Annotated in this window: 25 protein-coding genes and 1 pseudogene; 17 read left to right on the top strand and 9 right to left on the bottom strand. The window is 70.4% G+C overall.

Going from position 1 to position 23,191, the window contains the following annotated elements; translation table 11 throughout:
- Positions 1–3: 3 nt before the first annotated feature.
- A complete protein-coding gene (ngcE, locus tag AW271_RS31965; protein ID WP_062341334.1) occupies positions 4–1,455 on the bottom strand; it encodes an N-acetylglucosamine/diacetylchitobiose ABC transporter substrate-binding protein in 1,452 nt (483 codons plus the stop codon).
- Positions 1,456–1,728: 273 nt separating this feature from the next.
- Between ngcE and AW271_RS31960 the strand changes: the two genes are divergently transcribed.
- Both AW271_RS31960 and AW271_RS31955 read left to right on the top strand, forming a co-directional pair.
- A complete protein-coding gene (locus tag AW271_RS31960; RefSeq protein ID WP_157554841.1) occupies positions 1,729–2,358 on the top strand; it encodes a class II aldolase/adducin family protein in 630 nt (209 codons plus the stop codon).
- A 72-nt stretch (positions 2,359–2,430) separates the two neighbouring features.
- On the top strand, positions 2,431–3,300 hold the full coding sequence (locus AW271_RS31955) for a hypothetical protein (protein WP_062341333.1): 870 nt from the start codon (positions 2,431–2,433) through the stop codon (positions 3,298–3,300).
- 33 nt (positions 3,301–3,333) lie between these two features.
- Here the strand turns inward: AW271_RS31955 and AW271_RS31950 are convergent, their stop codons facing one another.
- The 3 genes from AW271_RS31950 to AW271_RS31940 are packed head-to-tail and all read right to left on the bottom strand — an operon-like array spanning position 3,334 to position 6,675.
- The gene (locus AW271_RS31950) at positions 3,334–3,828 is read right to left on the bottom strand and encodes a DUF3592 domain-containing protein (protein ID WP_062341332.1); all 495 of its coding nucleotides are present in this window, start codon (positions 3,826–3,828) and stop codon (positions 3,334–3,336) included.
- A gap of 43 nt (positions 3,829–3,871) precedes the next feature.
- Entirely contained in the window at positions 3,872–5,065 is a 1,194-nt protein-coding gene (locus tag AW271_RS31945; protein WP_083977541.1) for a pyridoxal phosphate-dependent aminotransferase, read from the bottom strand.
- 32 nt (positions 5,066–5,097) lie between these two features.
- On the bottom strand, positions 5,098–6,675 hold the full coding sequence (locus AW271_RS31940; protein ID WP_062341331.1) for a DUF885 domain-containing protein: 1,578 nt from the start codon (positions 6,673–6,675) through the stop codon (positions 5,098–5,100).
- Between the two features lie 92 nt (positions 6,676–6,767).
- On the opposite strand from AW271_RS31940, the gene AW271_RS31935 reads away from it, so the two are divergent.
- Positions 6,768–7,982 (top strand): DUF4032 domain-containing protein, encoded by a 1,215-nt coding sequence (locus tag AW271_RS31935; RefSeq protein ID WP_218008234.1) that lies wholly within the window; start codon positions 6,768–6,770, stop codon positions 7,980–7,982.
- Positions 7,983–8,136: 154 nt separating this feature from the next.
- Positions 8,137–8,567, top strand: a pseudogene (locus tag AW271_RS31930) (imine reductase family protein); the annotation flags it as partial.
- Here AW271_RS31930 and AW271_RS31925 read toward each other — a convergent pair.
- The gene (locus tag AW271_RS31925; protein WP_062341386.1) at positions 8,566–9,060 is read right to left on the bottom strand and encodes a 2-thiouracil desulfurase family protein; all 495 of its coding nucleotides are present in this window, start codon (positions 9,058–9,060) and stop codon (positions 8,566–8,568) included. The pseudogene AW271_RS31930 and the gene AW271_RS31925 sit on opposite strands and share 2 nt — an antisense overlap.
- A gap of 170 nt (positions 9,061–9,230) precedes the next feature.
- Between AW271_RS31925 and AW271_RS31920 the strand changes: the two genes are divergently transcribed.
- Genes AW271_RS31920 through AW271_RS31905 form a run of 4 tightly spaced genes read left to right on the top strand, consistent with a single transcriptional unit; the run spans position 9,231 to position 11,237 of the window.
- Positions 9,231–9,602, top strand: a complete 372-nt coding sequence (locus tag AW271_RS31920; protein ID WP_062341328.1) for a hypothetical protein — start codon at positions 9,231–9,233, stop codon at positions 9,600–9,602.
- A 3-nt stretch (positions 9,603–9,605) separates the two neighbouring features.
- Entirely contained in the window at positions 9,606–10,439 is an 834-nt protein-coding gene (locus tag AW271_RS31915) for a hypothetical protein (protein WP_062341327.1), read from the top strand.
- Complete coding sequence (locus tag AW271_RS31910; protein ID WP_232320214.1) at positions 10,436–10,849, top strand: roadblock/LC7 domain-containing protein; 414 nt, start codon at positions 10,436–10,438, stop codon at positions 10,847–10,849. Before AW271_RS31915 ends, AW271_RS31910 begins: the two co-directional genes overlap by 4 nt.
- Before the next feature lie 16 nt (positions 10,850–10,865).
- Positions 10,866–11,237, top strand: a complete 372-nt coding sequence (locus AW271_RS31905) for a hypothetical protein (RefSeq protein ID WP_062341326.1) — start codon at positions 10,866–10,868, stop codon at positions 11,235–11,237.
- Positions 11,238–11,258: 21 nt separating this feature from the next.
- Here AW271_RS31905 and AW271_RS31900 read toward each other — a convergent pair whose 3' ends face one another.
- Positions 11,259–12,452, bottom strand: a complete 1,194-nt coding sequence (locus AW271_RS31900) for a thioredoxin family protein (protein ID WP_157554839.1) — start codon at positions 12,450–12,452, stop codon at positions 11,259–11,261.
- A gap of 100 nt (positions 12,453–12,552) precedes the next feature.
- Here AW271_RS31900 and AW271_RS31895 point away from each other — a divergent pair, with 100 nt between their 5' ends.
- Both AW271_RS31895 and AW271_RS31890 read left to right on the top strand, forming a co-directional pair.
- Positions 12,553–14,211 (top strand): NAD(P)/FAD-dependent oxidoreductase, encoded by a 1,659-nt coding sequence (locus AW271_RS31895; RefSeq protein WP_062341324.1) that lies wholly within the window; start codon positions 12,553–12,555, stop codon positions 14,209–14,211.
- Positions 14,208–15,623 (top strand): ATP-binding protein, encoded by a 1,416-nt coding sequence (locus AW271_RS31890; RefSeq protein ID WP_062341323.1) that lies wholly within the window; start codon positions 14,208–14,210, stop codon positions 15,621–15,623. Before AW271_RS31895 ends, AW271_RS31890 begins: the two co-directional genes overlap by 4 nt.
- Before the next feature lie 3 nt (positions 15,624–15,626).
- On the opposite strand, the gene AW271_RS31885 is transcribed toward AW271_RS31890, so the two are convergent.
- Positions 15,627–16,277 carry a hypothetical protein gene (locus AW271_RS31885; protein WP_157554837.1) on the bottom strand — a complete coding sequence of 217 codons (651 nt, stop codon included), beginning with the start codon at positions 16,275–16,277 and terminating at the stop codon, positions 15,627–15,629.
- Positions 16,278–16,378: 101 nt separating this feature from the next.
- On the opposite strand from AW271_RS31885, the gene AW271_RS31880 reads away from it, so the two are divergent.
- Positions 16,379–16,882 (top strand): SigE family RNA polymerase sigma factor, encoded by a 504-nt coding sequence (locus AW271_RS31880; RefSeq protein WP_062341321.1) that lies wholly within the window; start codon positions 16,379–16,381, stop codon positions 16,880–16,882.
- A 23-nt stretch (positions 16,883–16,905) separates the two neighbouring features.
- Positions 16,906–17,682, top strand: coding sequence for a LolA-like protein (locus AW271_RS31875; RefSeq protein WP_062341320.1), 777 nt, complete (start codon positions 16,906–16,908; stop codon positions 17,680–17,682).
- 19 nt (positions 17,683–17,701) lie between these two features.
- On the opposite strand, the gene AW271_RS41275 is transcribed toward AW271_RS31875, so the two are convergent.
- Together AW271_RS41275 and AW271_RS31865 are read right to left on the bottom strand one after the other, a co-directional pair.
- Positions 17,702–18,436, bottom strand: coding sequence for a hypothetical protein (locus tag AW271_RS41275; protein ID WP_062341319.1), 735 nt, complete (start codon positions 18,434–18,436; stop codon positions 17,702–17,704).
- A gap of 33 nt (positions 18,437–18,469) precedes the next feature.
- Positions 18,470–19,042 carry a helix-turn-helix domain-containing protein gene (locus AW271_RS31865; protein ID WP_062341318.1) on the bottom strand — a complete coding sequence of 191 codons (573 nt, stop codon included), beginning with the start codon at positions 19,040–19,042 and terminating at the stop codon, positions 18,470–18,472.
- Between the two features lie 96 nt (positions 19,043–19,138).
- On the opposite strand from AW271_RS31865, the gene AW271_RS31860 reads away from it, so the two are divergent.
- The 5 genes from AW271_RS31860 to AW271_RS31840 are packed head-to-tail and all read left to right on the top strand — an operon-like array spanning position 19,139 to position 23,011.
- Positions 19,139–20,593: an NCS1 family nucleobase:cation symporter-1 gene (locus AW271_RS31860; RefSeq protein WP_083977539.1), complete on the top strand. Its 1,455-nt coding sequence runs from the start codon at positions 19,139–19,141 to the stop codon at positions 20,591–20,593.
- A complete protein-coding gene (locus AW271_RS31855) occupies positions 20,590–21,309 on the top strand; it encodes an aspartate/glutamate racemase family protein (RefSeq protein WP_245653305.1) in 720 nt (239 codons plus the stop codon). Before AW271_RS31860 ends, AW271_RS31855 begins: the two co-directional genes overlap by 4 nt.
- Before the next feature lie 12 nt (positions 21,310–21,321).
- Positions 21,322–21,903 carry a DUF4291 domain-containing protein gene (locus AW271_RS31850; RefSeq protein ID WP_062341316.1) on the top strand — a complete coding sequence of 194 codons (582 nt, stop codon included), beginning with the start codon at positions 21,322–21,324 and terminating at the stop codon, positions 21,901–21,903.
- A gap of 30 nt (positions 21,904–21,933) precedes the next feature.
- On the top strand, positions 21,934–22,566 hold the full coding sequence (locus tag AW271_RS31845) for an alpha-ketoglutarate-dependent dioxygenase AlkB (protein WP_083977537.1): 633 nt from the start codon (positions 21,934–21,936) through the stop codon (positions 22,564–22,566).
- Between the two features lies 1 nt (position 22,567).
- Positions 22,568–23,011 carry a VOC family protein gene (locus AW271_RS31840; RefSeq protein ID WP_062341315.1) on the top strand — a complete coding sequence of 148 codons (444 nt, stop codon included), beginning with the start codon at positions 22,568–22,570 and terminating at the stop codon, positions 23,009–23,011.
- The last annotated feature ends 180 nt before the right edge of the window (positions 23,012–23,191 follow it).

The following is a 23,191-nucleotide window of genomic DNA, read 5'->3' as shown; positions in this document are numbered from 1 at the left end:
GGGTCACACGTTCCGGGTCTGCTTGATGATCGAGGAGTCGGCCTTGGTCTTGTCGGCCGCCTCCTGCATCTTGGTGGCGAACTCCTCGGCGCTGATGCGGCCGAACATCAGGGCGTTGGTCTGCTTGCGCAGCTCGGTCTCGAGCTCCTTGTACCAGCCCTCGAAGGAGGAGAAGGTGACCACGTTGGTGCCGGCGGCGGTCTGCGCGGCGGCGACCGAGGTCAGGCCGGGCGACAGGGTCAGGCCCTCGGTGGCGCCGATGACGACGGTCAGCGACTTGGTCTTCTCGGTGAAGTCGCGGGCGCCCTGCTTCGAGAGCATCTGGCGCAGGTACTCCAGACCGCCGGCGGCGTTCTTGGCCTTCGAGGGCACGATGAAGCCCTCGGCGGCGGCGGCGCGGATCGCCTCGTAGGGCATCGCGTCGGCGGTGGTGACCGAGGGGGTCGGGACCATGCCGTACTCGAAGCCCTCGGGGGTGTCCTTGGCCTGCTCGGCCTCCAGCCAGGAGCCCGACGGGTAGAACGCGATCTTGCCCTGGTTCTGCTGGGTCTGGACCTCGGTGTGGATGAGGCCCTCGTACGCCGGGTCCATGAACTTGCCGATCTCGGCCCACGCGGCGGCGGCCTGCTTGACGGCGTCGTTGTTCCAGGCGTTGTCGGCCAGGTTGTCGATGTCGAGGAGGATCTTGTTGCCGCCGATCTTCGCGGCCGAGATCAGGATCATCCAGTAGGCGTAGTAGGACGCGTTCTTGCCGGCGTAGCCGAACGGCACGATGTTCTTGGCCTTGGCGGCCTCGGCGAAGGTCTTGAACTCGTCGAAGGTCTTCGGCGGGGTCCAGCCCTCCTTCTCGAAGAGCTTGGCGTCGTACCAGAGGCCGTAGGCGGTGTAGACGTAGTTCAGCGTGTACGGCTTGGCGGGGTCGCCGCCCAGGCCCGACTCGATCGTGCCGGGCACGATGACGTCCTTGACCTTCTTGCTCGGGTCGTCGACGCTCGGGGCCTCGAACAGCGGGGTGAGGTCGAGCAGCTGACCGGCGTTGATCAGGGCGCCGCCGTCGAGGTTGTCGGTGCCGGAGTTGTTGACCACGTCGGGCACGTCGCCGCCGGCGAAGCGCGGGGTGAGGGTCTGACCGATGGTCTGGATGCCCTGGTGCTTGATCGTCGCGCCCGGGAACGCCTTCTTGTAGAGGGGCTCGTGCGACTGGGTGGCGTACTCGTCGCTGTAGCCGCCCTTGAAGATGACGACTTCGAGCGGGGCGTCGGCCTTGACGTTGAAGGGGTTGTTCGCCGAGGCGCTCGCGCCGCCGGCCGAGGGGGCCGGGGCCGAGGGGGCGGCCGCCTCGGAGCCGCCGCCACCGGTGGCACAGGCGCTCAGAAAAGGACCGGCGACGAGGGCGGTCAGTCCGACGCGGGCCAGCAGCTGACGGCGCGTGATGTCACGGGGCGTGATGGTCATCCAACTCTCCTGATACCGGGGGGATCAATTAGGAAAGTTTCCTAAACGTTCGTGAACGTACGAGCGAGGCCCAAGCATCGTCAAGGTGTCGGGGTCGGTCTAGACCAACCTGTGACGTGACCGCGATGGTCTGTGTGCCGATCGCGGCGTTTTGCCTGCTTATGGGGGATATTAAACATAGGACGATCCCCTCTTTACACCCGAGCTTTACCGCATCTTATGCCCTATAAGGGGGCTACTGGTATAGACCGGCTGCAAGATAATGTGATCGCCATGAAGGAGCTCCAAGAGGAGTTGTGCCGGTACGGCCACCGCGCCGCCTCCCTCGGCCTGGTCATCGGCACCTCGGGAAACCTCAGCGTGCGCGCCGACGACCTGGTCACCGTCACCCCGTCGGGCGTCGCCCTCGACGCCCTCACCCCCGACGACTGCCCGGTCCTGACCCTCGACGGCGAGCTCGTCTCGGGATCGCGCGCGCCGTCGTCGGAGACCCCGATGCACCTGTCGCTCTACCGGGCGACCGGCGCGGGCGCGGTGGTCCATACCCATTCCGTGTTCGGGACGGTGGTCGCCACCACCCTGACCGAACTCCCGGCGATCCACTACAACGCCCTGCTGCTCGGCGGCACGGTCCGGGTCGCCGAGTACGCCACCTACGGCACCCCCGAACTCGCCGCCAACGTCGTGCGCGCTTTGGAGGGCAGGCAGGCGGCGCTGATGGCCAACCACGGGAGCGTCTCGATCGGCCGCACGCTGGAGGAGGCGTTCGAGGCGACCCGGCTGCTGGAGTGGTTGTGCGAGGTGTACGTCCGCGCCCTCGGCGTCGGCACGCCGCGCGTCCTCACCGAGGACGAACTGGTCGCGGTGATCGCAAGGGCGGGTAAGGGTTCGGGCAACGCCTGATCGTCGTCCCTTCGGGGCGGGATCCCCATTGGTCGAATGACCTGCGGATCTACTCGCCAAAAGGGGGACACGATGAGGTTGCTCGTCAATGCCGCGATCGTCGCCGGGGTGGCGGTCTCGGCCGCGCAGACGCCGGCCGCCGCCGCGCCGAACCCGATCAACACGATCAGGGTGCCGTGCAGCGTCAGCGCGCTGCACAACGCCGTCATCGCGGCCAACACGAACGCGGCGGTGCTGAGGCTGGCGCCGAGCTGCTCGTACAACCTGACCACGCCGCTCCCGGCGATCAGCGGCCGGATCACGCTGAAGGGCGCGAACACCTCGATCAAGCGCGCCCAGTCGTCGGTCCCGTTCCGCATCCTCGACGTCACCCCCACCGGCGACCTGACCGTCGAGGACGTGTTCGTGCTGAACGGCCTCCTCGGCAGCGGCGACGGCGCCGGCATCAGGAACGCGGGCAAGCTCAACCTGCTGCGGGTCTCGGTGGCGGGCAACTTCGCCCAGATCGGCAACGGCGCCGGCCTGGCCAACACCGGCCGCGCCACGGTCCGCAACTCCGTCTTCGCCGCCAATCTGGCCCTGGGCGGCAACGGCGCCGGCCTCCACAACGCCGGCGCCCTGCACCTCATCGACAGCACCGTGATCGGCAACGCGGTCAACGACCACGGCGCCGGCCTCTACACCGCCGCGGGCCACACCTCCCATGTGCTTCGGAGCTCCGTCAACGGCAATCTGAGCGCCTCCCTGACGGGCGGCGGGATCGCCAGCGCCGGCACCACGACGCTGCGCGACACCTGGGTCCGGCTGAACAAGTCGATCGGCGCGGGCGGCGGCGTCCTCGAACTGCCGGGCGGCACCGTGACGCTGCACCGCTCGGGCGTCCGCGACAACACCCCCGACAACTGCGCCCCGCTGAACGCGGTCCCGGGCTGCGCCGGCTAGCGGCACGCCGAGCGGACCCCGGCCGGCCCGGGGTCAGCCCGGCTTGACCGGCCGGGCGCGGAGCACGGGCCAGATCCAGACCACGTTGATCACGACCGCGGCCAGGGACAGCAGGCCCAACGCCACCAGGCCCACGCTGACCAGGTTGGGTTTCGGCCACCTCGGCAGCCCGTCGGGCGAGGAACGCACGGCCCGGCCCGGCTGCTCCGGGTCGTAGGCCACCGTGACGGCCGAGCCGACCGGAGGCGGGTCGCACGGGGCGGTCGAGCAGTAGACGAGCAACATCCGGCTCACCACTTCGACGCCGTCGACCAGGTAGCTCACCCGGCCGTGGTACTCCATGCTCGGCTGCCCGTCATGGCTGTACTGCACCCCGCCGCGCTGGAGCTCGGTCACCGTGCCGGTGGCGACGACCGACCGGCGCGCGAACGCGGTGTGGTCGGCGTACAACCAGGCGGCGACGCCGAGCAGGGCCAGGCCGCTGAGCGTCCACGGCAGCACGTGCTGCCGGAAGAACGTGCCGATCATTCCTCGATGATGCGACACCACCTGATAAGGGGTAAATGACCGTTCACGCCACGCTGCCCGGCAGCCGGTAGATCGGGGCCGGCTCGATCTCCGGGGCCCTCCTCCGGCCCCGGCGCGGGGGTTCCGGGTCGGCGCAGAGGTAGGCGTACATGCCCGCGAGCAGGCGCTGGACGTCGGCGTGCGGGCGCACGACCAGACGCAGGAAGCGGCTGTTGAAGCCCAGTTTGTTGCCGCACTCGCGGATGTAGACCCCGTGTTCGCGGATCAGGTAGTCGCGCAGCTCGCGGCCGTCGCGGCCCTCGGGGAGCTTGCACAACACGAAGTTGCCCTGCGACGGGAACACGGTCAGACCCGTGAGGGAGGCGAGCTGGCGGATCATCATCTCGCGGTCGTGGGCGACCAGCCGCAGGCTGTGCCGGTACTCGTTCATGTGGGCCTTCAGCATGAAGACCACGACCTCGGCGAAGGAGTTGAGGTTCCACTTGGGCAGCACGCGCCGGACCAGGCCGGCGATCTGCGGGTTGGCCACCAGGTAGCCGAAGCGCACGCCGTGCAGGCCGAAGTTCTTGCCGAGGCTCTTCAGCACCACCACGTTGGGCCGGATGACCGCCTCGTCGGCGACGCTGGCCGACGGCTCGGCGTCCACGAACTCGATGAACGACTCGTCGACCACGATCAGGTCGAGGTCGGTCAGCCGGTCGAGCATCCGGACCACCTCGTGGCGGGGCAGGTAGCCGCCGTCGGGGTTGTTCGGGTTGCAGATCACCGCCACCCGCGACCCACGTTCCCGGATGAACCTGACGTAGCTCTCCACGTCGAGCCGGAAGCGCTGCGACTCCAGCAGCGGGAACATGTCGCAGCGCTTGCCGGTCTCCAGCGGCTGGTCGGTCCAGCGGCCGAAGGTGGGCACCGGCACGGCCAGGCTCTCGCGCACCATCAGGTGGTCGAGCCAGGTGATCAGCTCGGTCGAGCCGTTGCCCATCGCGATCGTGGAAGGGTTCAGGTCGAGGGTGTCGCACAGCTCCTTGGTGATCGTCTCGGCGTCGCTCGGGTAGTACTTGAGCACGTCGACCAGGTTGGCCCGCAGGTCGTCGAACATCGCCGTGGTCGGGAAGTACGGGTTGCACGGGATGCAGAAGTCGACCAGGTCGTCACCCGCGGCCCCGCGCCGCAGGGCGAAGTAGGACGGGCTGTGGGCGTCGCTCCGCAGCAACGCGAGGTCTACGGATGCTGTCACGCCGGAGGGTACGCGCCACGCCGTCGCCGCGTTCAGCCGAGCACGGCTTTGCGGGCCAGCCCGAGGGGCAGGCCGCCGCTCCCGGCGAGGCGGTCGTGGAAGCTCTTCAGGTCGCCGGTGTACTCGTCTCTGATCTTCTCGATCTCGATCGCGCCGGTCAGGTAGCTGGGCGCCTGGGTCGGCCAGGCGCAGTAGCGGTTCACCTCGCCCTTGGCGGTGCCGGGCGACAACGACGCCTTGGTCGACATGTACGTCTCGGCCTCCTCGATCGACATCTCGCCGCAGTGCAGGGCGGTGTCGACGACGATGCGGGCGGCCCGCCAGATGCGGCAGTCGAGGTGGGCCAGCTCGGTCTCCGGGGTGTCGTAGTAGCCCTGCTCCCACATGAGCTTCTCGACGTAGAGGCCCCAGCCCTCGACGAAGTAGGGCGTGCGGAACACCTTGCGGATGCGCCGGGAGCTCTCGCCGATGTGGGCCAGGTGCCAGTGGTGCCCGGGGTAGGCCTCGTGGACCGCGATCGAGGGCATCTGCGGCCGCGAGTTGGTGCGCAGCCGCTGCCTGACCTGCTCCTCGGTGAAGTCGTCGGGGGTGTACGGCACGAAGAACACCCCCTCGCGGGCGGTGCTCAGCGGCGGGGGCGCCAGGTAGTTGGCGACCGCGATGATCGGCCGCTGGAACTCCGGCGACGGGAGCACCTGGCAGTGTTCGCCCGGCGGGAAGGTGACCAGGTCGCGGTCGCGCACGTAACGCCGGGCGCGTTCGGTCTCGGCCTCGTATTCGGCGCGCATGGCTTCGAGGGTGGGCGGGTGGTCGTCCATGAGCGACTCCATGGCGGGCCGCCAGGCGTCGAAGCCGAGCTTGCCGGCCACCTCGTTCATGCGGGCGTTCAGCGCCTCCCATTCGGCCACGCCCTTGGCGTGCAGTTCGGCGGCGCCGTAGCCGAGCATCTCGCGTTCGCGCAGCAGGCCCGAGTAGAGCTCCTCGCCCATCCGCCAGCTGCCGCGCGCGGTGAAGTTCTCCAGGAAGGCGACCACGTCGTCGAAGGCCTGCGCGGCCGGTTCGGCCGCCGCCGCAAGGCGGGCGCGCAGCGCGGGGTCGCCGACCTGCGCGGGCAGCGTCTCGGTCAGGAACCGCCGGCCGGTGCGGGCCTGCCCCAGCCCCCGGGTGACGAGGAGCTCGGCGGCGAGGTCGGGTGACAGGTTGGCCCGGCAGGCGGCCAGCACCGCGGGCACCTCGCCCAGCCGCGCGACGGCCGCCTCGACCAGCTCCGGCTCCGGGGACAACCGCTGCTGGAACGGGGTGAACATGGCCGCGAAGATCGTGTCGAGGTAGGGCGCCGGCGTGCGCCGCCACTCGGGCCAGCGGGCGGTCAGCACCTCGCCGTGCAGATGGGAGAGGGCGAGTTCGTGGTCGATCCGGTCGTCGGGCGAGGGCCCGGGATCGGCGTTGGAGAGGCGGTCGAGCCACAACTCGGCGGCGCGCTCGCGGCGGATGAAGCCCTCTTCGCTGAAGTCGCCCAGTGTGTGGTCGAACCCGGGAGCCCCGAGGAGGGTCGCCCGCACCGGATTGTCCTTCAGATACCAGTCGACGAACTCGTCCAGCAGCGTCATGCGGCGACCTTACCCCCGACCCCGCTCGCCACGAATGACCTGACATCCGCGACACTTAATCGCATAGGTCCCCCCAAAGTAGGAGCAACCAGGTGCCACTTCAGATGACCGGCGCCCCTTCGGATCCCGATCTCATCCGGCTCCCCTGGGACATCCCCCTCGAAGAGTGGCCCGAGCACCGCCTGGTCGCCCTCCCCCGGGGCATCTCCCGGCACGTCGTCCGGTTCACCCGCATCAACGGCACCGTGTACGCCATCAAGGAGATCAGCGAGCGGTACGCCAAACGCGAGTACCGCCTGCTCTGGGACCTCAACCGGCTCGACACCCCGTCGGTCGAACCGGTGGCCGTGGTGACCGGCCGCGAGAGCAAGACCGGCGAACGCCTCGACTCGGCCCTCATCACCAGCCACCTGCAGTACTCCCTGCCGTACCGGGCGGTCCTGTCGGGCGCCCTGCGCCCGGAGACCCTGGAGCGGCTGCTCGACGCCCTGGCGGTGCTGATCGTCCGGCTGCACCTGACCGGCTTCTACTGGGGCGACTGCTCGTTGTCGAACACCCTGTTCCGCCGCGACGCGGGCGCGTTCGCCGCCTACCTGGTGGACGCCGAGACCGGCGAGCTGCACCCGATGATCAGCGAGGGCCAGCGCCACCATGACATCGAGGTCGCCCACATCAACATCTACGGCGAACTGCTCGACCTGGAGGCCGGCGACCTGCTGCACCCCTCGATCGACCCGCTCGTGTTCGCCGAGCAGATCGTCGAGCGCTACCACCGCCTGTGGGACGAGCTGAACTCCGACGAGATCATCGAGGAGGTCGACTGGCACAAGGTCGACCAGCGCATCCGCCGCCTCAACACCCTCGGCTTCGACGTGGCCGAGATGATGGTCCGCCGCAAGGCCGGCACCGGCCGCCTGATCGTGCGCCCGAAGGTCGTCGACGCCGGCCACCACCAGCGCCGCCTCCTGCGCCTGACCGGCCTGGACGTCGAGGAGAACCAGGCCCGCCGCCTGCTCAACGACCTCGACTCCTTCACCGTCACCCACGGCCTGCGCCACGAGGACGAGGCGATAGTGGCCCACCGCTGGCTGGCCGAGGTCTACCAGCCGGTGATAAACGCGATCCCGCCGGAGCTGCACCGCAAGCTCGAACGCGCCCAGCTGTTCCACGAGGTGCTGGAACACCGCTGGTTCCTGTCGGAGGCGGCCGGCAAGGACGTCGGCCTGGCGGCGGCGGTCCGCAGCTACATCGACAACGTGCTGGTGCACCGCCCCGACGAGAAGGCCATCATCGGCGCGGACCTCTGATTTCCGTCACGGCTCCGCCTACTGCGGCCCCGCCCGCCGTCGCGGCCTCCCGCCGCACCCGGCGGCGACCGGCCGCGCGGCCGACCGGTCGACGGCCGAGCACGTGCTCCCGCCCCCAGTCCCCCAGCGGGGAAAGCGCCTTGTCGAGCGAGTCGACGCGGTGGCCGCGGGCGATCTCGTGGTCGTCTGCCTGCTCGACGACGCCTCGGTCGGCGAAGCCCTGGCCGACGTGGATCTGACCGGCAAGGACCTGGTCAACCTCACCACCGGCACGCCCGCCCAGGGCCGGGGCGCCCGCTTCCTGGACGGCGGGATCATGGCGGTGCCGCCGATGATCGGCGTGCCGGACTCGGGCGGCTACGTCCTCTACAGCGGATCCCGCGCCCTCTTCGACGTGGCGCTGCTGAGCGCGATGACCGGGATGTTCGCCGGGTTTCCCACGCCTTCGCGCTGCTCCGCGGGGAGGATCTCGCGCCGAAGGAGTTCGCCCCGCTGCTCGTCGACTGGCTGACCGCCATGGCGCCCGCCGCGTACGAGATCGCCGGCCACGCCGGCGAGGGCGCCGCGGGCGTGGTCGAGCTGCTCACCCGCTGAGATCCGACAGCCGGGCGGCGGCGTCGGCGATGCGGTCTTCGCCGAAGACCTCGACGCCGTTGGCGACCAGGAGGGCGGCCGTCACGCCCTCGCCCGGCAGCACGCGGCCGCGGAAGCTCCCGTCGTAGATGCGCAGGGAGCCGCACGACGGGCTGCCCTCCTTGAGGATGGCGATCCGCACGCCGAACGAGCGGGCGACCGCGAGGCACTGGCGGGCGCCTTCGAGGAAGTGCGCGGTCACGTCGTGGCCGTCGGGGGTGCGGATGCGGGCCGCTCCGGCGAGCACCGCCGCGCCGCCCGCGCCGCCTTCGATCTCCGCCGGGGGGCGGGGCACGGGGAGCCCGCCCTCGACCTCGGGGCAGAACGGGACCAGCCGGCCCTCGGCCTTCCAGCCTGCGAGGACGGCGTCGTCGCTGGTCTTGGCGCCGCCGTCGTAGCGGACGCGGCGGCCCAGCAGGCAGGCGCTGACGAGAATGCGTTCCACCTCATCCATTTTGCAACACGGCTTGCACCGGGTATCAGATTCCTCCTTCCACTGACAAAGTCTCTATGTCAGGAAACAAGACAACACGCGGTGTTTCGCTGAGTGATTCCCTGATTTCTCTAAGGTTTGAACCCACCACTTGGCGGGGGTAACCGGATGAGGAGTTGCGGGTGATCGGCATCGAAGACTGCCTGTCCGAGGCGATGGCCATCCCGGGAGCGCTCGGCGCCATCCTGGTCGACCACACCAGCGGGACGGCGCTCGCGATGGAGGGCCTGCCCGACCCGGAGCGGTCGGCGGTCGGGCTGAGCGAGACCTTCCGCGCCACGCTCGACGGGCTGGCCCTGTCATCCCCCGATGGAACGGTCCGGATCGACGATCTGATCATCACCACCGACCACGGCTACCAGCTCATCAAGCCGATGGAGACGATGTGGGACGGCCCGCTGCTGATCTGCGTGCGGCTCGACCGCGACCGGGCGAACCTGGCCCTGGCGCGGCGGCGCCTCGACAGCATCTCCCACGAACTGATCGCGTCGTGACCGGTGCCGATCGACGACATGCTCTCCGACCTCGCGGAGAGCAGGGCGACCGGCGCCCTGAAAGCGGGCCGGAGCGGCACCGTCTACCTGAGCAAGGGCCGGATCTGTTACGTCGAGTGCGCGCGGACCCCGACCGTCGAGGAGCTGCTGACGGCCTCCGGCCGGCTCTCCCTCAGCGGGATGCGGACGGCCCGCCAGACCGCGGCGGCCACCGCCGACGGCGGCGACCTGCTGGTCCGGCGGGGTGTGCTCAGCCGGGGCGAGCTGCAGCTGTGCGTTCTCGGGGCGACCCTGGACGCCTCCTTCTTCCTGTTCGGCGCGACCGTGCCGAAGCCCAAGTTCCGCGAGGGCGACCGGCACTGGCTGGGGATCCACTGGTTCTTCGACGTGCCGGGCCTCTTCCGGGAATGTCACCGCAGGAGGGCCCGGTTGGACCGCGCCTGGCCATCGGCCGAACTCGACAGCCGCCCGGTGGTGCCGGTGCGCCGCCTCCGCTCGCAGCACGTGGTGCTGACCGCGCTCCAGTGGGAGATCCTGCTCAACGCGGACGCCGAGACCACGCCCGCCGAACTGGCCAAGCGGATCGGACGGCCGGCGTACCCGACGCTGCTGGCGGTCCGCGAGATGGCCGCGGCGGGTCTCCTGGAGTGTCCGGAGCCGCCGCCCCCGGAGAAGCCGCCCGATCTCCCCAAGCGCGTGGCGGGTGCGGCTCCCCGCGGGCTGCCCGGAGACGGGGGTGGCCGGCGGGCGCAGTCGTCCTATCCCGAGATCAGCGGAGACCCGACGGACGTGAATCTGCTCATCAGGCTGCGGAACGCGCTGGAGGCCTTCCAGTGATCACCCGCCCGTGGCTCAAACGGGCCGGAAGGGGCATCCCGATGGACCTGCGCCGCGAGATCCACGAGGAGATGCTGCTCCTCAGGGGCCGGACGAACGAGATCACCGGCGTCCTCACCTGCACCGTCGACGGCATGCTGGTCTCCGCCGACCTGGCGGAGAACGTCGACCAGACCGCGGCGCTCACCTCGGCCGTGCTCTCGATGAGCCGCCGGATGACCGATCTGACCAGGATCGGCGAACTCGAGGAGACCCTGATCTCCGCCACCCGCGGCTTCACCGCCCACTACGCCGCGGGCCCCAAGCTCGTCCTCACCGTGCTGGCCGTCCCGGGGGCCAACCTCGGGCTGCTCCGGATCGAGGGCAGGAAGACGGCGGCGAAGATCGCCGCCATCGTCGAACGCGAATGACAGGAGAAGACCCGACATGGCGAACATGGACATCTCCCTCAAGGAGATGATGGCGATCGACGGCGCTATCGGCGCCGCCGTGGTCGACTACAACAGCGGCATGAGCCTGGGCGTGCTGGGCGGCTCGAAGGACCTCGACCTGCAGATCGCCGGGGCCGGCAACACCGAGGTCGTGAAGGCCAAGCTCCGCACGATGGACAGCCTGGGCCTGAAGGACGCGATCGAGGACATCCTCATCACCCTGTCCGGCCAGTACCACATCATCCGCCCGATCACCGGCCGGGGCGGCAAGGGCCTGTTCCTCTACCTCGCCCTCGACCGCAACCGGGCCAACCTCGCGATGGCCCGGCACCACCTGCGGTCCATCGAGGACAAGATGGAGATCTGATCGTGTACCGGCGTGGGCCGCTCAGGCGGAGCCCAGGAGCGGCTCACGGTTCTCCTTCGGGAACAACTTCTCGCCCGGCATGGGCAGCCCGAGGGTGTCGGTCACCCGGCGGATCAGCTCGGCGTGCGACCTGATCCCGGGAAGACGCAGCAGTTCCTGGCCCTTGCGGGTGAGCATGACGGTCGGGGTCCGGTCGACGCCGACCGAGGCGGCCGCGCCGATCGCGGTCTCGACGTCGACGACCGCGCCGATCAGCTCGTCGTCGTACTCGGCGACGATGCGGTCGATCACGGGAGTGATCCACTCGCTGGCCAGGCAGTCGGTTCCGGTGAAGGTGAGGAGCACCGGAGCCGGCCCCATGACCAGTGACGCGAGGTCGCGTTCCCCGGTGACGATCCGGCGCCGGGGCGCGACCCGCGAGGGCCGGTCGGGGCCGGTCAGCATGCGCGCGTACGCGTCGGCCAGCTTCGGCGGACCCGCCAGGCCGTTGACGGCCAGGCCGTGGAACAGCAGGCGGGCGCAGTCGGACCGGGAGACGTGGTCGAGGTCGATCTCCTTCAGCGGCGGCGCGAACGAGAGCACCGCCTCGCAGTCGACCGGGCCGGCCAGCGACAGGATGGCCAGCGACTCGGTCGAGCCGAGCCGCCACAGGCAGCCCTTCTCCATGTTCTCGGTGCCCAGCCGCAGGTAACGCAGCCCGGTCATGCTGCCGAGGGCGCCGAGGCCGTGGCCGCGTACCTCACCCCCGGAGACGCCGACCACCGCGGCCGAGGTGCGGGCGATGTGACCGAACGCGGCGTCGGTGATCGACGACCCGCCGAGCTTCACCTTGATCAGCGCGCTGTTCTCGGGCAGCGGCACGTCGCCGGTGATCTCGGGCGACCACAACTCGAGGCTTTCGAGGGTGGTGAGCCCCTGGATCGCGCGGACCCCCTCGTCGGTGAACTTTCCGGTCACCGCCAGGTCGCGCAGCGACGAGCGCTTGGCGATCAGCCGCAGGTCGTCGTCGCAGACGCCGCTCAGCCGCAGGCCGGTCATCTCGGGCACCTCGGCCAGCCGCTCGGTCGTCGCGGCGACGTAGGCCAGCTCGACGTCCTCGGGGACGGGGATCTCCCCCGTGGGCCGGAACTCCCCCATGGTCTGCCCGGCCGGTCTATCACCGACCACGACGAAGTGGACCTCGCCCGGCAAGGCCGTCTCAGGGAATCTCAGCACACGCTCCATTCGCGAAGAATCCCCAGGTCAGCGCCCTTACCAAACGCCTTGGAAGGTACGTTGGAAGCAATGACCCTCCGAGCGTGTTTTTATGGGGCATATGGCGAATCCGGCGATCCTGACGGTGGACGACGACCCTGCGGTGTCCCGCGCGGTCTCCCGTGACCTGCGGCGGCGCTACGGCGACCGCTACCGCGTCGTGCGGGCCGACTCCGGCGAGTCGGCCCTTGAGGCGTTGCGGGAGATCAAGCTGCGCGGGGAGCAGGTCGCGGTCCTCGTGGCCGACTACCGGATGCCCCAGATGAACGGCATCCAGTTCCTCGAAGCGGCCATGGATCTCTTTCCGCTGGCCCGGCGCATTCTTTTGACCGCCTATGCCGACACCGAAGCGGCCATCGACGCGATCAACCTGGTCGACGTCGACCACTACCTGCTGAAGCCGTGGAATCCGCCGGAGGAGAAGCTCTACCCGGTCATCGACGCGCTGCTCGACGCCTGGATCGCCACCCCCGACCGGCCGGCGACCGAGATCCGCGTGGTCGGGCACCGGTGGTCGGCCGAGTCGTGGGCGGTGCGCGACTTCCTGGCCCGGAACCTGGTGTCCTACCGGTGGCTGCTGGCCGACGACCCCGAGGGCCGCCGCCTGCTGACCGCCGCCGGGCTGACCGAGAACGACGTGCCGCTGGTGGTGACGCCCGACGGCAAGTCGCTGGTGCAGCCGTCGGAGATGGACCTGGCCCCCCACGTGGGCCTGACGACCACCCCGGCCAGCGACTTCTACGACCTGGTGGTCGTCGGGGCGGGCCCGGCGGGGCTGGGCGCGGCGGTCTACGGGGCGTCCGAGGGGCTGCGTACCGTCCTGATCGAGCAGCGGGCCACCGGCGGGCAGGCCGGGCAGAGCAGCCGCATCGAGAACTACCTGGGCTTCCCCGACGGGGTGAGCGGCGCGCAGCTGACCGAGCGGGCCCGCCGGCAGGCGCTCAAGTTCGGCACCGAACTGCTGAGCGCCCGCGAGGCGGTCGCGCTGGAGGCGGGCGGGTCGACCCGGGTGCTGCGCTTCGACGACGGCACCTCGATCGCCGCCCACACCGTGGTGCTGGCGACCGGCGTCTCCTACCGGATGCTGCAGGCCCCCGGCCTGGAGGGCTTCACCGGCCGGGGCGTCTTTTACGGCTCGGCGTCCACCGAGGCCCCCTCGTGTCTCGACCAGGACGTCTACATCGTCGGCGGCGCCAACTCGGCCGGTCAGGCGGCGGTCTACTTCTCCCGGTACGCCGCCCGCGTGCACATCCTGATCCGCGGCGACAACCTCGAACGGTCGATGTCGAACTACCTGATCAAGCAGATCGCCGCCCACCCGACGATCCAGGTGCACCCGAACACCGAGATCTGCCAGGCCGAGGGCGACGAGCACCTCGAACGGCTGACGCTGCGCGACACCCGCACCGGCCAGATCCGGGTCGCCGACACGACGTGGTGCTTCATCTTCATCGGCGCCGAGCCCCGCACGGCGTGGCTCGACTCCGTCGTCCAGCGTGACCAGCACGGCTTCGTGCTGACCGGCCCCGACCTGCTGAGCGGCGGGCAGCGGCCCGCCGGGTGGGCCCTGCCGCGCGACCCCTATCACCTGGAGAGCAGCATGCCCGGCGTCTTCGCGGCGGGCGACGTGCGCTCCGACTCGGTCAAACGCGTCGCCTCCGCCGTGGGCGAGGGCGCCATGGCCGTCTCCCTCATCCACCGTTATCTGGAGGCGCAATGAGCGACCTTCTGACCCCGGACGACCTCCGCGGCCTGTTCCTCTTCGAGTCGCTCAACGACGACCAGCTCCGGCTGATCGCCGACTGCGGCGTCACGGTCCACTACCCGGCCGGCGCCCTCGTGTACGAGGAGGGCCGCCCCGCGACGTGTTTCGTGGTCCTCCTCGACGGCACGGTCACGCTGAACCGTCGCGTGCGCGGCGACGACGTCGAGTTCCTCCGCAGCGACCAGCGCGGCGCCTACGGCGGGGCGACCCAGGCCTACATGGGCACGCCGGGCGAGCAGACGTACAACAACTCGATGCTCGCCCTCACCGACGTCACCATGTACGAGATCCCCGCCGACTCCTTCGCCCAGTGGACGCGGTCGTGGTTCCCGATGGCGATGCACCTGCTGGAGGGCCTGTTCGTCGGCATGCAGACCACGCAGACCGTGGTCGGGGAGCGGGAGCGGCTGCTCGCCCTCGGCGCGTTGTCGGCCGGGCTGACCCACGAGCTGAACAACCCCGCCGCCGCGGCGGTCCGGGCCACCTCGATCCTGCGGGAACGGGTGGCCGGGATGCGCCACAAGCTGGGCATGATCGCCGACGGGAAGATCGACGGCGGCCGCCTGCACAAGCTGGTCGAGCTGCAGGAGATCGCGGTCAAGCGGGCCGCCTCCGCGCCCGAGCTGACCGCCCTGCAGACCTCCGACGCCGAGAGCGGCCTGGAGGACTGGCTCGACGACCACGACATCGCCGGGTCGTGGGACATCGCGCCCACCCTGGTCGCCGGCGGCATCGACGCCGAGTGGCTGGAGACCGTCGAGGCGTGCGTCGGCGAGGGCAACCTCGAAGGGGCGATCCGGTGGCTGACGTACACCATCGACACCGAGCTCCTGATGGGCGAGATCGACGACGCCGTCTCGCGCATCTCGGGCCTGGTCTCCGCCGCCAAGCAGTACTCCCAGCTCGACCGCGCCCCGCACCAGACGGTCGACGTGCACGACCTGCTCGACGCGACGCTGACCATGCTCCAGGCGAAGATCCCCGAGGGGGTGCGCCTGGTGAAGAACTACGACCGCGCGCTGCCGCCCATCCCGGCCTACGCGGCCGAGCTGAACCAGGTGTGGACCAACCTGATCGACAACGCGATCGGCGCCATGGACGGCTCCGGGACGCTGACGATCTCGACCTGCCGCGACGGCGACAACGTGGCGGTCGACGTCGAGGACACCGGGCACGGCATCCCCCCGGAGGTCCGCCCGCACATCTTCGAACCGTTCTTCACCACCAAGGCGGTCGGCGAGGGGACCGGGCTGGGCCTCGACATCTCCTACCGGATCGTGGTGAAGAAGCACCACGGCGACATCCGGGTCACCTCCGAGCCGGGGCGCACCAACTTCCGGGTGCTGCTGCCGCTGGAAGACGCCTGACGTTCAGCGGATGACGAAGACCTCCTCCGGCTCGCGGCGGGCGGGCCTTCTTCTGAGCAGCAGCACCAGGCCGCCGGCCACCGCGAGCCCGCCCAGCGCGTAGGGCCAGCCAGGCGTCTCCGGTCCAGCTGCGGGAGCCGCCGCCGGCATGGTCGTCGGAATCGGGGTCACGCCCGGGACCGGCCGGAACGGGGTGCCCCAGGGGTGGCCCGGCGGTTTGATCGCGCCCCACGGGTCGGGCATGTCGGCCACCCGCATCGGCTCGTACTCGGGCGTCGAGAGCACCAGGCCGCCCGGCACGGTCAGCGTGCCGATGTCGTCGTGCCCGTAGTAGTCGAGCAGCGCCTCGACCTTCCACTCCCCCGCGGGCAGGATGATCGAGGTGGCGTAGTGGGAGGGCTCGGCGAGCCGGGCGCCCGTGAAGTCGTGGCGCTCCCCGTTGCGGCTGAAGCGGAGGGTGGTCTCGCCGAACGCCTCGTCGGTGACGGGCTCGGTGCCCAGCGCCAGCACCCAGTAGCCGATCGTGTAGGCGACGCCGGGCCGGATCTCGGGGATCGGGTCGAGTTCGGTGGACGCGAACCCTCCGGCGGTCGCCGGGAGCGGGACGTACAGGAGGGACAACGCGCCCAGTAGCACGGCGATTCTTCGGATCATGTCCCTGATACCCGCGTTCCGACCGGAAGGTTCCGGTGTCAACCTGGGGACGGTCTCGCGGCGTGTCCGGGCTGACAACCGGAGAAACGAAGGGAGCGCGGGTGGATGCGGATTTCGCGGACTTCGTCCGCCGTCGGGGCGACCACCACCTGAGGACCGCCGTGCTGCTCACCGGCGACTGGCACGCCGCCGAGGATCTCGTGCAGACCTCGCTCGGGAAGCTCCTGGCGGTGTGGGACCGGCTCGACACCACGGCCGGGCCCGACGCGTACCTGCGCAAGATCATGGTCAACACGCATCGGTCGTGGTGGCGGGCCCGGTGGCGGCGGGAGATCCCCCGGGCCGAGTTGCCCGACACGGCCGGGGCCGACGACCTGTCGGAGGGGCGGGCGGTGGCCGAGGAGGTGCGGGCGGCGTTGCGGCGGTTACCGGCGCGGCAGCGGACCGCGCTGGTGCTGCGGTTCTTCGCCGACCTCCCCGAGGCGGAGGTGGCCGGGCTCATGGGGTGCTCGGTCGGCAGCGTCAAGGCGCACGTGCACAGAGGGCTGAAGGCGATGCGGCGGCTGGTCAACCGGACCGAGGACGAAGGGAGTGTGCTCCGGTGAACGATCGACACGAGGAGGCTCCGATGCCGGAGAACGAACTGCGCACCCTGCTGGCCGAGGCCAGCGCCGACCGGCCGCCGGGGATCCGGCTCACGCCGGTCGCCCCCCGTCCGCGCCGGATGTGGTTGCCGCTCGCCGCGGCGGCGGCCGCCGCGACCGCGGTGGTCCTGGTGCTGCCGGGGACGACGCCGTCGGCCGAGGCCCAGGTGGCGGCGGCGGTCGACACGACGTCGGCCGAGAGCTACCGGATCGACACCGTGTCCGGGGAGAAGACCTTCACCGGGGCCTTCGACCCCGAGCGGCGGGTGGGGGTCATCGTCAGGAACGACGGCGCCGAGACCCGCTTCGTCGGCGACACGGTGTACGGGAAGGACCCCGGCGAGACGACGTGGTTCGCCGGGCCGCGCCCCGACGAGGAGCTGGCGAACGCGCCGGCCGACGTCGGGCTGGTGAAGCTGATGCCGCTCGACCCGCCCGCGGCGCTGCGCAAACTGCGCGCGGCGACCGAGGTGACCGAGCAGGGCCCGGCGACCGGGGACGGGTGGACCGGCACCCGGTTCGCCTTCACCCTGCCCGACAAGATCTCCGGCCTGGTCGACGTCGACGACCAGGACCGGATCAGGCGCCTGGAGGTGACCTTCCTGAGCGAGGGCCACACGAACGTGCTGGAGTTCAGCGACTTCGGCACGACCGTGACGGTCGAGGCCCCGCCCCAGGACCAGATCTCGGCGGAGCCCAGGGACAAGCAGGCCCGCGAGGTGTCCAAGCCCGTCGACACCGCGTCGCCCGTGAAGCCGTGACCTGAGGTGCCGGCGCCGGTCAGTTCCGGGAGACGACGAACGTGTCCTCCTGGTCGCCGGCCGGCGTCGGCACCGGTCCCCGCCGCCGGAACCGCCCGGCCAGGAAGGCCGCCACCGCGCCCACGGCCACGCCGCCGACCGCCCAGCCCCACGGCAGGCCCTCGTCGGCGCGCTCCGCCGGTGCGGGAGCCGCCGCGGCGGCCGGGGCCGGGGTGGGGGCGGGGGCGGCCGAGCGTGAGGGAGCCGGCGCGATCGCGGTGGAGCCCGCCTTCACGACGTGCTCGGCGTCCCACGGGAAGCCCGGCGGTTTCACCGGCCCCCAGTAGTCGGTGGCCGTGCCGCCGGTGTTGGTCGGGAACGGCGGGGGCGCGACCTTCAGGCCGCCCGGCACGGTGAGCAGGCCGAGGTTGTACGGCTCGAAGATGCCCTGCACGCCTTCGAGCTTCCACGTGCCCTCGGGCACCTGGATGGTGGCGGCGTAGTGGGCGGGCTCGGCCAGCCGCGTCCCGGGGAAGTCGAGCACCTTCGGCCCGTCGGTGAGGCGCAGCCCCGTCTCCATCTCGGACGCGGGCCCCTCGAAGGGGTGCGTCCCGTGCTGGAGCACCCAGTAGCCGATCGTGTACGTCGCCCCCGGCTCGATCGTCTGGGGGAACGTGTCGAGTTCCGTCACCGCCCACGCCCCGGCGTTCGCGGGAACGGCCGGGAGGAACACCGCGGCGACGACCGCCAGGGCGGCCAGAATTCGTCGTGTCATACCCCTGCTACCGGCCCGCGCGGGAAAAGGTTCTCAGCGGTGCACGATCAGCCACGTCGCCACGGCGGTGACCTCGGCCGAGCGGTTGCCGATCAGGTGGGGGCGGTCGCACGGGAAGGTGACCGAGTCGCCGGGGCCGAGGGTCACGGTCTCCGACTCGAACTCGACGGTGAGCTCCCCGGCGGTGACGGTGCCGACCTCGTAGCCGTCGTGCTTGAGGAACTGCCCGTGGGCGTTGGAGACCGACAGCGGCGGATAGGTCGACTCGAAGAACTCGACGTCGGGGGTGGGCGAGGGCGACAACCGCCGGAACGTGATGCCGCCGTCGAGCAGGAGGGGCGCGACCTCCCCGGCCCGCCGTACGGCGAAGGCCACCGGTTCGACGTCGGCGGGGTCGAACACCTCCGCGAGCGGGACGCCGATCGCGGTCACGTAGGCGATCAGGCGGGACACCGACGGGCGCATGAGGCCGCGTTCGAGCTGCGAGACGGCCGACGGCGAGATGCCGAGCTCCCTGGCGACGGCGCGCAGCGACAACCCGGACCGCTCGCGCAGCTCACGCAGCCGGGCCCCGAGCTGTTCGGTTCCGAGGGCCTCGGCGTCCATGGCTCCTTACCGAATGTCACGTCGGGTTAACAGCGGCGAAACGGGTCGAGCGTTAAGTGATTACTTAACATCAGGATACCCCCCGAGGAAGCCGCGATGACCGACGTGCAAACAGGCCTCATCAAACCCGGCTACGATCCGCGCCTCGCCAACGAGGACCTCGCTCCGCTGAAGCAGCAGACCTGGTCGTCCTACAACATCTTCGCCTTCTGGATGTCCGACGTGCACAGCGTCGGCGGTTACGTCACCGCCGGCTCGCTGTTCGCGCTCGGCCTCGCGTCGTGGCAGGTGCTGCTCGCCCTGCTCGTCGGCATCGTGATCGTCCAGGTGTTCTGCAACCTGGTCGCCAAGCCCAGCCAGGTCACGGGCGTGCCCTATCCGGTCATCAACCGGGCGATCTTCGGGGTGCTCGGCGCGAACATCCCCGCGATCGTGCGCGGCGCCATCGCCATCGCCTGGTACGGAGTGCAGACCTACCTCGCCTCCCAGTCGCTCCTGATCATCTTCCTCAAGTTCTGGCCGTCGACGGCCTCCCTCAACGAGACGACCTTCCTGGGCCTGTCGCCGCTCGGGTACATCTGCTACGCCATCCTCTGGGTCGCCCAGGCCGCCGTGTTCTGGAAGGGCATGGAGGCGATCCGCCGGTTCATCGACTGGGCCGGTCCCGCCGTGTACGTCGTCATGGTCGTCCTGGCCGTCTACCTGGTCAGCGAGGCCGGGTGGGAGAACATCTCGCTCGACCTGAGCGCGGGCGAGAGCCTCGGGTTCGCCGAGTCGATCCCGGTCATGCTGGGCGCGATCGCGCTGGTGGTGTCGTACTTCTCGGGGCCGATGCTGAACTTCGGCGACTTCTCCCGGTACGGCCGCTCGTTCGACGCCGTCAAGCGGGGCAACCTGCTCGGGCTCCCGGTGAACTTCCTGTTCTTCTCGATCCTGACCGTCATCACCGCCTCGGCGACCGTGCCGGTGTTCGGCGAGCTAATCACCGACCCGATCCACACGGTCGAGCGCATCGACACGCCGTTCGCGATCCTGCTCGGCGGGCTGACCTTCGTCATCGCCACGATCGGCATCAACATCGTGGCCAACTTCATCTCACCGGCGTTCGACTTCTCCAACGTGTCGCCGCAGAAGATCTCCTGGCGGATGGGCGGCATGATCGCCGCGGTCGGGTCGGTGCTGCTCACCCCCTGGAACTGGTACAGCAACCCCGACGCCATCCACTACACGCTCGGCGTGCTGGGCGCGCTGATCGGGCCGCTGTTCGGCATCCTGATCGCCGGCTACTACGTGATCAGCAAGCAGTTCGTGGACGTCGACGCGATGTTCACCATGTCGCCGACCGGCCGCTACTTCTTCAGCGGCGGCTACAACCCGAACGCGATCTACGCGATGCTGGCGAGCGGGCTCCCGGCCATCGCGTCGGTGATCGTGCCGAAGCTGATCGGGTCGGGCCTGTGGATCGCCGACTACTCGTGGTTCATCGGATGCGGGCTCGGCTTCGTGGCCTTCATCGTGTTCGAGCGGCGCAACCCCCGGATCCACGTGTGATCCACGTCAAGGTGATCAACCCCAACACCTCCCGGGACATGACCGAGGTCATCGGCGCGTGCGCCCGGGAGGTGGCGGACCACGTCACCGCGGTCAGCCCCGCCATGGGCCCGGCCTCGATCGAGAGCCACTACGACGAGGCGCTGGCCGTGCCCGGCATCCTGACCGAACTGCACGGCGCCGACGCCTACGTGATCGCCTGCTTCGGCGATCCCGGCCTGGACGCCGCCCGCGAGGTCGCCGACGGCCCGGTGGTCGGCGTGGCCGAGGCCGCCATGCACGTCGCCACCCTGGTCAGCCGCAGCTTCAGCGTGGTCACGACCCTGGGCCGGACCGTACAGCGGGCCGTGGACCTGGCCGGCCGCTACGGCTGCGCGGCGGCGTGCCGGGGCGTGCACGCCTGCGAGATCCCGGTCCTCGACCTCGACGACACGGCGTGCGACCTGGTCGCCGAGGTCGCCGGGGCCGCTCTCCGGCACGACCGCTCGGAGGCGATCGTGCTCGGGTGCGCGGGGATGGGGGCGTACACGGAGAAGATCGCGCGCCGGATCGACGCCCCGGTCATCGACGGGGTCCGGGCGGCGGTGACGCTGGCCGAGTCGCTCGTCCGGCTCGGCCTCACCACCAGCAGAAGGGGCGAGTACGCCGCTCCCCCGCCCAAGCCCTACGCCGGCCTGCTGCGCGATTTCCGATTGCGGGCCGGAGATCCGATCTGAAGACTCGGCCGCATGATCCCCCTGCGCCAGATCCGGGCCCGCCACGACGAGCACACGATCACCGTCTACCAGGCGTACAACCCGGAGATCGGCGAGTACGCCGCCGCCCACGGCCGGTTCGCGCCCACCTACCACCGGAACCGGATGACCTGGGTGAAGCCGTCGTTCCTGTGGATGATGTACCGCTCCGGCTGGGCGACCAAGCCCGGTCAGGAGCGGGTGCTCGCCATCCGGATCACCCGGGAGGGCTTCGAGTGGGCGCTGGCCCATTCGGGGCTCAGCCACTTCGATTCGGCCGTGCACCCCGACCGGGCGGCCTGGACGGCGACCCGGCACCGGCCGGTCAGGATCCAGTGGGACCCGGAGCGCTCGCCCGCCCTGCACGCGCTGCCGCACCGCTCGCTCCAGATGGGCCTGTCGCGCGAGGCGGTCGACCGCTACGTGGACGAGTGGATCGTCGGCATCGACGACGTGACCGCCCTCGCCCACCGGCTCCGGACGCTCGACCCCGGCGCCCGCGCGGCCGAGCTCCCGGCGGAGCGCCCCTACCCGCTTCCGGCCGACCTGGCCGCCACCTGCGGGCTTTCCTCATGATCGAACAGGTGTTTGATAGCCTGATGAGTTATGAGCGTTGTGTTCCAGCCGTCGCTGCTCGACGCGACGGCCGACCACGAAGGGCCGGGGCCGCTCGGCGGCCACGTCCACCGCACCCTTCTGTCTGACGGCGCCTGGATCGACGTCCGCCCCGGCTGGATCTCCGGGGCCGACGCCCTCTTCACCCGCCTCGCCGACACCGTCCCCTGGCGCGCGGAGCGCCGCCGCATGTACGACAACGTCGTCGACGTCCCCCGGTTGCTCGCCTTCTACGAGGAGGGCGAGCCCCTGCCCGACCCGCTGCTCGACCAGGCCAAGGCGATGCTCGACGACCACTATCGCGAGGAGCTCGGCGAGCCGTTCCGCACGGCCGGCCTGTGCCTCTACCGCGACGGCCGCGACAGCGTCGCCTGGCACGGCGACCGCATCGGCAGGAGCTCGACCGAGGACACGATGGTCGCGATCGTCTCGGTCGGCACCCCGAGGGCGCTGCTGCTGCGCCCGATGGGCGGCGGCCCGACCATCCGCCACGACCTGGGCCACGGCGACCTGATCGTGATGGGCGGCAGCTGCCAGCGCACGTGGGAACACGCCATCCCGAAGTCGGCGAAGGCGCTGGGCCCGCGCATCAGCATCCAGTTCCGGGTGAGAGGAGTCCGCTGACATGGACATGAGACTCGAAGTCGTCGTCCTGCCCGTCGCCGACGTCGACCGGGCCAAGAAGTTCTACAGCTCGCTGGGCTGGCGCGAAGACGCCGACCTCGCCACGGGAGACGACTTCCGCGTCGTCCAGTTCACCCCGCCGGGCTCGCCCTGCTCGATCATCTTCGGCACCGGCGTCACCTCGGCGCCGCCCGGCTCGGCACGCGGCCTGCACCTGATCGTCGACGACATCGAGGCCGCCCGGGCCGAACTGGCCGACCGGGGAGCCGACCCGAGCGAAGTCTTCCACGACGAGGGCGGCGTCTTCCACCACGGCGGCGGCCAGGCCCGGGTGTCCGGCCCGGCCCCCGACCGCGCGACCTACGGCTCGTTCCTGTCCTTCGACGACCCCGACGGAAACGGCTGGTACCTCCAGGAGATCACCACCCGCCTGCCCGGCCGCTGACCGGCCGGCCACTTCTGGTTGCCGACCCTGCGAAATGAGCAGGGCGGATCGCGCCTTTCTCCGCGTCCGCATTCGCGGCATTCGTCAAGATATATCCGCGCTACGATCGTCGCTCTGCTGCCGACAAATGGGGAATGACGTGTCGACTCGTATTGCGACGGTTATTGTCGGCATTTATTC

This window comes from Herbidospora sakaeratensis, assembly GCF_001570525.1.
Classification (GTDB): domain Bacteria; phylum Actinomycetota; class Actinomycetes; order Streptosporangiales; family Streptosporangiaceae; genus Herbidospora; species Herbidospora sakaeratensis.
Note: the sequence above shows the minus strand (reverse complement) of the source record. Positions and strands in the feature narration are given on the sequence as shown.